The organism is Thermus arciformis (assembly GCF_900102145.1).
Taxonomy (GTDB): Bacteria; Deinococcota; Deinococci; order Deinococcales; family Thermaceae; genus Thermus; species Thermus arciformis.
Genome location: NZ_FNBC01000022.1, coordinates 27,942 through 35,246, shown reverse-complemented (window position 1 = coordinate 35,246; position 7,305 = coordinate 27,942). Strand labels below are relative to the sequence as shown.

5 protein-coding genes are annotated in these 7,305 nt (G+C 68.9%); 1 reads left to right on the top strand and 4 read right to left on the bottom strand.

Annotated elements, in window-relative coordinates; translation table 11 throughout:
• Nucleotides 1-321: transposase (locus BLP62_RS08610; RefSeq protein WP_176758176.1), on the top strand; the 321-nt coding region annotated here is incomplete at its 5' end.
• 198 nt (nt 322-519) lie between these two features.
• On the opposite strand, the gene BLP62_RS08605 is transcribed toward BLP62_RS08610, so the two are convergent.
• From BLP62_RS08605 to BLP62_RS14405, 4 genes are read right to left on the bottom strand one after another with little or no spacing between them, the layout of a single operon-like run.
• Nucleotides 520-1,056 (bottom strand): IS630 family transposase, encoded by a 537-nt coding sequence (locus tag BLP62_RS08605; RefSeq protein ID WP_176758175.1) that lies wholly within the window; start codon nt 1,054-1,056, stop codon nt 520-522.
• 2 nt (nt 1,057-1,058) lie between these two features.
• Complete coding sequence (locus BLP62_RS08600) at nt 1,059-1,343, bottom strand: winged helix-turn-helix domain-containing protein (RefSeq protein ID WP_241374229.1); 285 nt, start codon at nt 1,341-1,343, stop codon at nt 1,059-1,061.
• Nucleotides 1,344-1,348: 5 nt separating this feature from the next.
• Nucleotides 1,349-4,414 carry a UvrD-helicase domain-containing protein gene (locus BLP62_RS08595; RefSeq protein WP_093007756.1) on the bottom strand — a complete coding sequence of 1,022 codons (3,066 nt, stop codon included), beginning with the start codon at nt 4,412-4,414 and terminating at the stop codon, nt 1,349-1,351.
• A 3-nt stretch (nt 4,415-4,417) separates the two neighbouring features.
• A complete protein-coding gene (locus BLP62_RS14405; RefSeq protein ID WP_093007754.1) occupies nt 4,418-7,000 on the bottom strand; it encodes a PD-(D/E)XK nuclease family protein in 2,583 nt (860 codons plus the stop codon).
• Nucleotides 7,001-7,305: the final 305 nt, after the last annotated feature.

The window sequence follows — 7,305 nt, the reverse complement described above, 5'->3', positions numbered from 1 at the left end:
GGGGTGGTGGGGCTTTGGGTACAGGATTCGGGGGCCTTCCTGCGGTTCTACGGGTACCCCAAGGTGCTTTGGCCGTACTTGCGGAGCACCAACCTGATGGAGCGGTTTATCCGGGAAGTGCGGCGTGGGACGAAGGTGCGGGACCACAAGTTTCCCAAGGCGGAGGCGGTATACAAGCTCCTTTACCTGGAGTCAGAGAGGCAAGAGGGGAGGTGGGCAGAACGGAAACTAAAGGGGTTCTCGGAGGTGAAGGAGGTGCTGGAGAAGATGCTTCAGGAGCGGTATGCCCCCCGTACACAGACTCTTACACATAACTCTTGACACGACCCCTCCTCAGGGTCAAGGATGAGACCGGGGCGTAAACGCAGCGTAAATGGAGGGCCCTCCTTGGCGAGGCGGCCTGGATCCCGGCGAGCGAAGCTCAAGGGGGAGGTTCCGGTACGGTACATGAGCTCCACCCCCTCACTCCTTTCCCCAGTCAAAACCGGGTGGAGAGAGGATGGATGTGGACCCTCTAGACTAAGTGCCCGCGCATAGACTTTGCAACACCCCCTGCCCCATCCGCTCCCGCAGCCTCTCCAAGGCCTCGGCCACCGCCTCCCTCAGCTCCTCCACGCTCCCGTAGCGCCGCCTCGGCATCAAAAACCCCTTCACCCGCCGCCAGACGCTCTCCACCGGGTTCAGGTGCGGGCTATACCGCGGTAGGTAGGCCACCTCTAGCCCACGCTCCCTCCACCTCCCCGCCGCCTCCCGAAAAGCCCGGGACCGGTGAAAGGACGCGTTGTCCAAAAACACCACCCCGCGCACCCCCTCCCGCGCCACCTCCCGGCTCAGCCCCTCCAGGTAGGCCACCACCTCCCCCGTCCCGCACCGCCCCCCCAAAAGCCCGTACCCCAGAACCCAGCCCCCCGGGGGAAGCCTCTCCAGGTGGGCCACCGCGTTCACCCGCCCCGACTTACCCCAGGCCCGGGGTACCCCCTTGGCCTCCCCCTTCCTCGCCCAGGCGTAGGTGGGAGGCAGGGAGAGCCCAAACCCGCTCTCGTCCAAAAAGAACACCCTTAGCCCCCCCTTTCCGCCTCCCCCAAGGCCGCCTTGAACCCCTCCACCTCCTCCTCCTTGGGCTTCCCCGTAGGCACATAGCGCGTGCGTTTCCACCCGTAGCCCATCTCCAAGAGCTTCCGCCGCACCGTCCCCGGGTGGAAGGTCACGAAGAAGCGCCTCTCCAAAGCCTCCAGAAGCCGGGGGGCCGTCCAGGCCTCCTCCCCCGCCAAGAGCTCCCGCAGGAAGGCGCTCATGGCCGGGGTCCACCGGGGCCTGGCCCCGGGGGGCTTACCGTCTTCCAGCCCCTCTATCCCCCTTTCCAGCCACCGCCTGAGGTCGTGGGGTGGGGTTGCCGCCCTCGCTCTTCGCCGCCCATGAGGCGCCGCAGGACCTCTTCGGCCTCCTCCTTAAGCTCCTGGCTCGCCCTCTCGCGGAGATTTCCCTCCCGAAGGTCCGCCACCAGGGCCCGCGGCTTTCCCAAGGCTAGGGCGTACACCCCCACCTGGAGCAGGTAGGCCTCCGCGTCCACCCTGCGGTCCGTCTTGTAGTCCAGGACCCAGTCCTTCCCCACCCGGTCCGCCCGGCCCTCGAGGCGCACCCCCAGGAGCTCCAGAACCACGGGCACCTCCTTCGCCACGGCATTCCCACGGTAGGGGGCGAAGACCTCGGCGGTGAAGAAGGTGCGGGCGAGCCTCATGGCCTCCTCCATCCCCTCCTCTTCCGCCCCGGGAAAGGCCTTCTCCAGAAAGGCCCTGCCTTCCCTCTCCAGGTCCTCCAAGGCCTCAAAGCGCTCCAGGAGGGCGTGGGTCATCTGCCCCACCCCGGCCCCGCCCGGGACCTCCTCTTCGGTTTCCTGGGGGCCGTCCGGCTCCCAGGCCTCCCCGCCTTCGGCCTCGGGCTCCCCCAGAAGGCGCCTCCGGGCCGCCTCGGGATCCCTGGCCGCCAGGGGGAGGAGGGAGACGGGCAAGGCCTCCAAGGGAAGGCCCTGGATCCTCTCCTCGAGGACCTCCACCTCCCCCTCCTCCCTAGACCAGGGCCTCTCTGGCTCGGTGGCCTCGAGGCCCTTCTCCAGGGACCCTGCCCCGACCAGGACCTGGGGGTCCAGGTCGCCCTTAGGGGAGAGAAGGAGGTAAAGCCGTTCGGAGGCCCGGGTGGCGGCCACGTAGAGGAGCCGATTTTCCTCCTGCTTCTCCTCCTCCTCTACCCGGCGCTTCGCCAGGTGGAAGAGGGCGCTGGGATTGCCCTCCTCGTCCAGGACAGGGGGCACCAGGGCCAGGCCCGGGCGGAAGAGGGGCTCGGTCCTCTTCCGGAAGCTTGACCCGTTCCACCCCCCCACGTTCAACACGAACACCACGGGCCACTCCAAACCCTTGGCCCCGTGGACGGTGAGGAGGGTCACGGCCTCGCCCGCCTCCAGCGGGGGACGCTCCACGGGAAGCCCGTTGCGGAGGAGGAGGCGGAGGTGGCGGGCGACCAGGAAGGGGTCCTCGCTCCCCACCTCCAGCTTCCGCACCAGGTCTAGGGTGCCCTCCCAGTCCTTCACCCGCCTCCGGCCCTGGGGGAGGCAGGCGGCCACCCCCGTGTAGCCCGTGGCCCCGTCCAGGCGCTGAAGGAGTCGGCTTGGGGCCTCGAGGGCCTTGCGCCGGAGGAGGTCGCGGAGGGTCTTGCGGGCCCTTTCGGCTTCGGCGGAAAGGGCTTCCTCCCGTTCCAGAACCTCCCATAGGGTTTCCCCTTCCGTCCGCGCCTCCGCCAGGCGACGGATCTCCCCGTCGGTGAGGGCGAAGAAGGGAGAACGCAGAAGCCCCACCAGGGCCTCCTCGTCCTTGGGGTCCCCTAGAAACCTCAGGGCCAGATAAGCGTCCTTGAAGGCCCGGGTCTCCAGGAGGTTCCCGCCCCCGGCCTCCACCGCGGGCACCTCCAGGCGGCGAAGGGCCTCGGCCACCCGGGCGAGCTCCCTCCAGGTGCGGCCCAAAACCGCCACGTCCCGAAGCCTCATGGGCCGGTAGGCCTTCTCACCCAGGTCGTAGACCTGGAAGCCTTCCGAAAGCAGGCGCCCCACCTCCTGGGCGATGAAGCGGGCCTGGGCCTCCAGGTCCTCCTGGAAGTGGAAGACCCACGGGCCCTCTCCATCGGGCCTCCTCTCGGCGTTCACGGGCCCGTACCCCGGGAGAAGGTGGGGGAAGAGGCGGTTGTGAAAGTCCGCCAGGCCCTGGTGGTAGCGGTGGCTTTTCTCCAGACGCTGGACGCGCAAACCCTCCTTCGTGGCCTCTTCTTGGAACTTCTCCATCACCTTGGGGTCTGCGCGGCGGAAGCTGTAGATGGACTGGTTGAGGTCCCCCACCACGGTCCAGGCTCGGAGATCGGGGAACAGGGCCTTCAGGAGCCGGACCTGAACGGGGTTGGTGTCCTGGAACTCGTCCACCAGAAGCCGCCGGAAGCGCCCCTGGTAGTAAGCCTTCACCTCTCCCTCCTCCAGGGCACGGAGGGCGTGCACCTCTAGGTCAGCGTAGCCCAAGCGCCGGGCCCGGAAGCGGCGCTCCTCCAGGCGGGCCAGAGCCCCCTTCGCCAGCCGCTGGAGGCGGGGCCAGACCTCCTCCAGGCGCTCGTCCGCAACCCCCGGGGAAAACCCCTCCCTCACGCCTTCCAGAAGCTCCCGGAGCCGCTTGAGGACGGGATCGTCCTTATATTCAAGCCAAGGTTTTTTGTTGAACTTGACCTTCCCGGCCCAGTCCAGAAGGGTAGGGACGACTTGGGGCTCCTCGGTCCGCCACCCCTCGGGGAACTCCGGGAACCGCTCTTCCGGGTTTTCGCCTCGGAAAAGCTTCTCCATCTGGTGCCTGAGGCTGCGCCAGGCCTCGAGGCGGAGGGCCCTCGCCACCTCCCCGAGACCCTTCTCCAGGAGTTCCTGGGCGGCCAGGGGGTCCTGCGCCACCTTCCGCAGGGTGTCCAGAAGCCCCTCGTACCCCACGGCCTCCACCAGGGAGGCGTAGCTCGGGTCCTGGAGCTCCTCCAGGAGGACTTCCTCCAGCCACGCCTCCAGGAGGAGGGCGGCCTCGAGGTCCTCCATCACCTGGAAGTCCGCGGGCACCCCCGCCTCCTCGGGGAACTCCCGGCAGATGCGGGCCGCCAGGGCGTGGAGGGTGCCTATGGGGGCCGCCTCCAGCTCGGCCAGGACCCGCTCCTTTTGGTCAAGGGAGCGTTCGCCCACCATCTGCCTCACCCGATGGCGCAACTCCAGGGCGGCCCTTTCCGTGAAGGTCACCGCCACCACCTGGAGGGGGGACAACCCTTCTTCCAAAAAACGGAGGTAACGCTCCGCCAGCGTATAGGTCTTGCCTGTCCCCGCCCCCGCCACGTACAGGTTCGCCTCCATCCCTCACCTCCCCTCGTAGCGGCAAAGGAGCCCCACGGGGCAGGACCGACAGGCTTGGGCCTGTGCGTCGGGCCTGGGCTCAAAGACGCCGCTTTTTAACGTCCTGCGAATCTTCTTAAAGATTATCCAGAGAGCACCCCGGTCCAGACGTGCCGTTTCCGTCTTTCCGGAAGCGAGGAGGTAGTAGACCCCCACCCCCCTGCCTTTTCCGTGGAGGAGGATGTAGAGGGGAAGCTGCAGGTCAGCCGAGAGCTGCCCGGTCCTTGGGTCCTTCACCCGGGGGGAGGTGCTCCCCAGCTTGTAGTCCAGGTAGAAGCGGCTTCCCGAGCGCTCCTCCACGCGGTCTATGAGGCCCCGCACCTTCAGGCCCTCGTAGCCAGGCACCAGTCCCCTGAAGCCCCTTTCCACCTCCACCTTCTCCTCCACACCCACGATCTTCGCGTCCCCCCTCAGAAACTGCTTGTTGTCCTCAAAGGCCCGGGCGAGAAGCCGCGGAACCCGCCTCCGGCGGTGAGGCCAGTCGGGCCGCCTCAGGAAGAAGGGGGGATTGGGCCTCCCCTTCCACTCCTCCTCCACCCGCGAGAAGGCCTCCTCCAGAAGGCCCCCCGCCGCAAGGGCCCTCACCTCCTCGCCCCTCCGTGCGTCCTTCTCCAGCGCGGTCCGGAAGACGCGGGCGAGTACCTGGTGGACGAAGGTTCCCAGGTCCTCCCGGTCCCCGTCCCCCGCCTCCCGGTCCCCCCGGGGACGGAGGAGGTGCTTGGCGTAGAAGCGAAAGGAGCAGGTGGCCAGGTCCTCAAGCTGGGAGACGCTGAGGCTTGCGGGAAGGAAGGGCCTCCCCGTGGCCCCGTGGTGGGGGGAGGAGGCCTCCCCTTCCAGGCGGGCCTTCTCGGCCTCGAGGGCCCGCTCCATGGCCTCCTGGAGGGGGTCTCCCTCCCACAGGCCAAGCCTGCGGGCCTCCACCAGGCTTCCCACCAGGGTGCGCCCGGGGCTTCGGGGCTCCAGGCCCAGGCGCTCCAGGAAGGGGCTCATGGGGACGGGCCTCCCCTCCACCACCTCCGGGTAGGTGAGGACCGCTTCGCCGTCCTCCTTCAAGCTCCCTAGAAGGGCGGCGAAGACCAGGGCCTCCCGGGCGGCGGCCTCCCAGGGCTTCTCCGGAAAGAGCCCGAACCGCTCCAGCTCCTCCACCTCGGACAGGCCCAGGAAGGGGTCCTCGGCCACCGGGACCGGGGTAAGGCCTTCCGCCATGCCCAGGACGAAGAGGTGGCGGAAGGCCCCTCCGTAGCGGGCCAGGGGAGTGTGGAGCTCCACCCCCCCGTACCCCGGCTGGGCGGGCACGGTGAGGTGGTAGAGGAGCTCGGAAATCCCCTGGAAGAAGCCCTCCCGGTCCTCTTCCTCCAGCTCCCCGAGGCCTTCCAGGAGGGCCTCAAGGGCCGCCCGCTCCCGGGGCCAGCCCTCAAGCCGCTTCCTCAGGGGGGAAAGCGCCCGGCGGAGGCCCTGAACGAGCTCCCCGCCCGTCTTTCCCTGGGCGAGCTCCAGAAGCTCCCCGGGAAGGCCGAGCCCCTTCCACGCCTCCCCGGAAGGCCTCCGCAGGCGGGCCTGGTCCAGGTCCACCTTTCGCTCCCAGGGAAAGAGGGGGTGGAAGAGGAGGCGCAGGGTGGCCTCGTAGGGGAAGTCCTGGAGGGCCTGGGCCAGGAGGGCGGCGAGGCTTCCCACCCGGCTCTCCCCCACGGGCACGCGGTAGAGGAGGCGCACGGGCAGGCCCTGGTCAAACCCCACGGCGGCCACCAGGGGGCCGTAGCGGCGGTCGTCCCGGGCCACCAGGGCCACCTCTCCCGGGGATAGCCCCTCCCGGAGGAGCCCCTTGAGGGAGGCCAGGACATGGCGCACCTCCGCCTCCATGTCGGGAAAGCGGAGGGCCTGGACCCGGTCCGCCTCTCGCCCCTGGAGACCTCGCCCCTGGAGAAAGGCCCTCCCCAGGCCGGCAAGCTCCAGGGGCCTGACCTTTAGGCCCACCTCCTCCAGGGCCTCCTTGGCCCTGCGGTTGGCCTCTCCCCACGCCCCTTCGGGGAGGAGGAGCTCCACCTCGCTCCCCGGGGCCGCAACCCCCTTCAGGAAGGCCAGCTCCCCCGTCCCCAGGTAGGGGTAGTGCCACAGCCTCAGGGGAAGCCGCTTCCCCAGGGCCGCCGCCCTCGGAAGGACCTCCACGGGGTCCAGGAGCCTCCGGCCCCTGAGCAACTCCCCGTAGCGCCGGGCCGCCCGGGCCACCCGGGCAAGCCTGGGGGAGGCCCCCTTCGCCAGGCGGGCAAGCGCCTCCTCCCCCTGGCCGGAGGCCTGGGCGAGCAGGAGGAGGGTCCTCACCGGGCCCTCGAGGGCCGCGGCCAGCCCCTGGGGGTCCTTCGGGGCGAGGGCCTCCCGCACCGCCTGCACCAGCAGGCGGCGGGCCCGGTAGGGGGAGGCCACCAGGAGCCCCCCGTCCCTTAGGAGCTCCCGGGCCAGCCCGGCCAGGGTGCGGTAGGGAACCCCCAGCCTGCGGGCCACCGCCCGGTTGGGGGTGACGTGTATCAGTCCTGGGTCCTCGGCGCGCACACCTTACCTCCTTTCTTCGCTATTTTCGCCTGCCTTCCTGCAACGTAGCCAAGCTGTGAAGCTTGGATGTAACCGCATCGGGGGGTCCAACTCCGTCAAGGAGTGCCACCTGCAACGTAGCCAAGCTGTGAAGCTTGGATGTAACAGTTCGTGAGCTGAGCGAAGACCAAGCCCGACAGAGCCTGCAACGTAGCCAAGCTGTGAAGCTTGGATGTAACGCTCGATCGCGCGCTCCACGTCCGAGAGGTCCAAGACCTGCAACGTAGCCAAGCTGTGAAGCTTGGATGTAACAGGCGCCGAATACG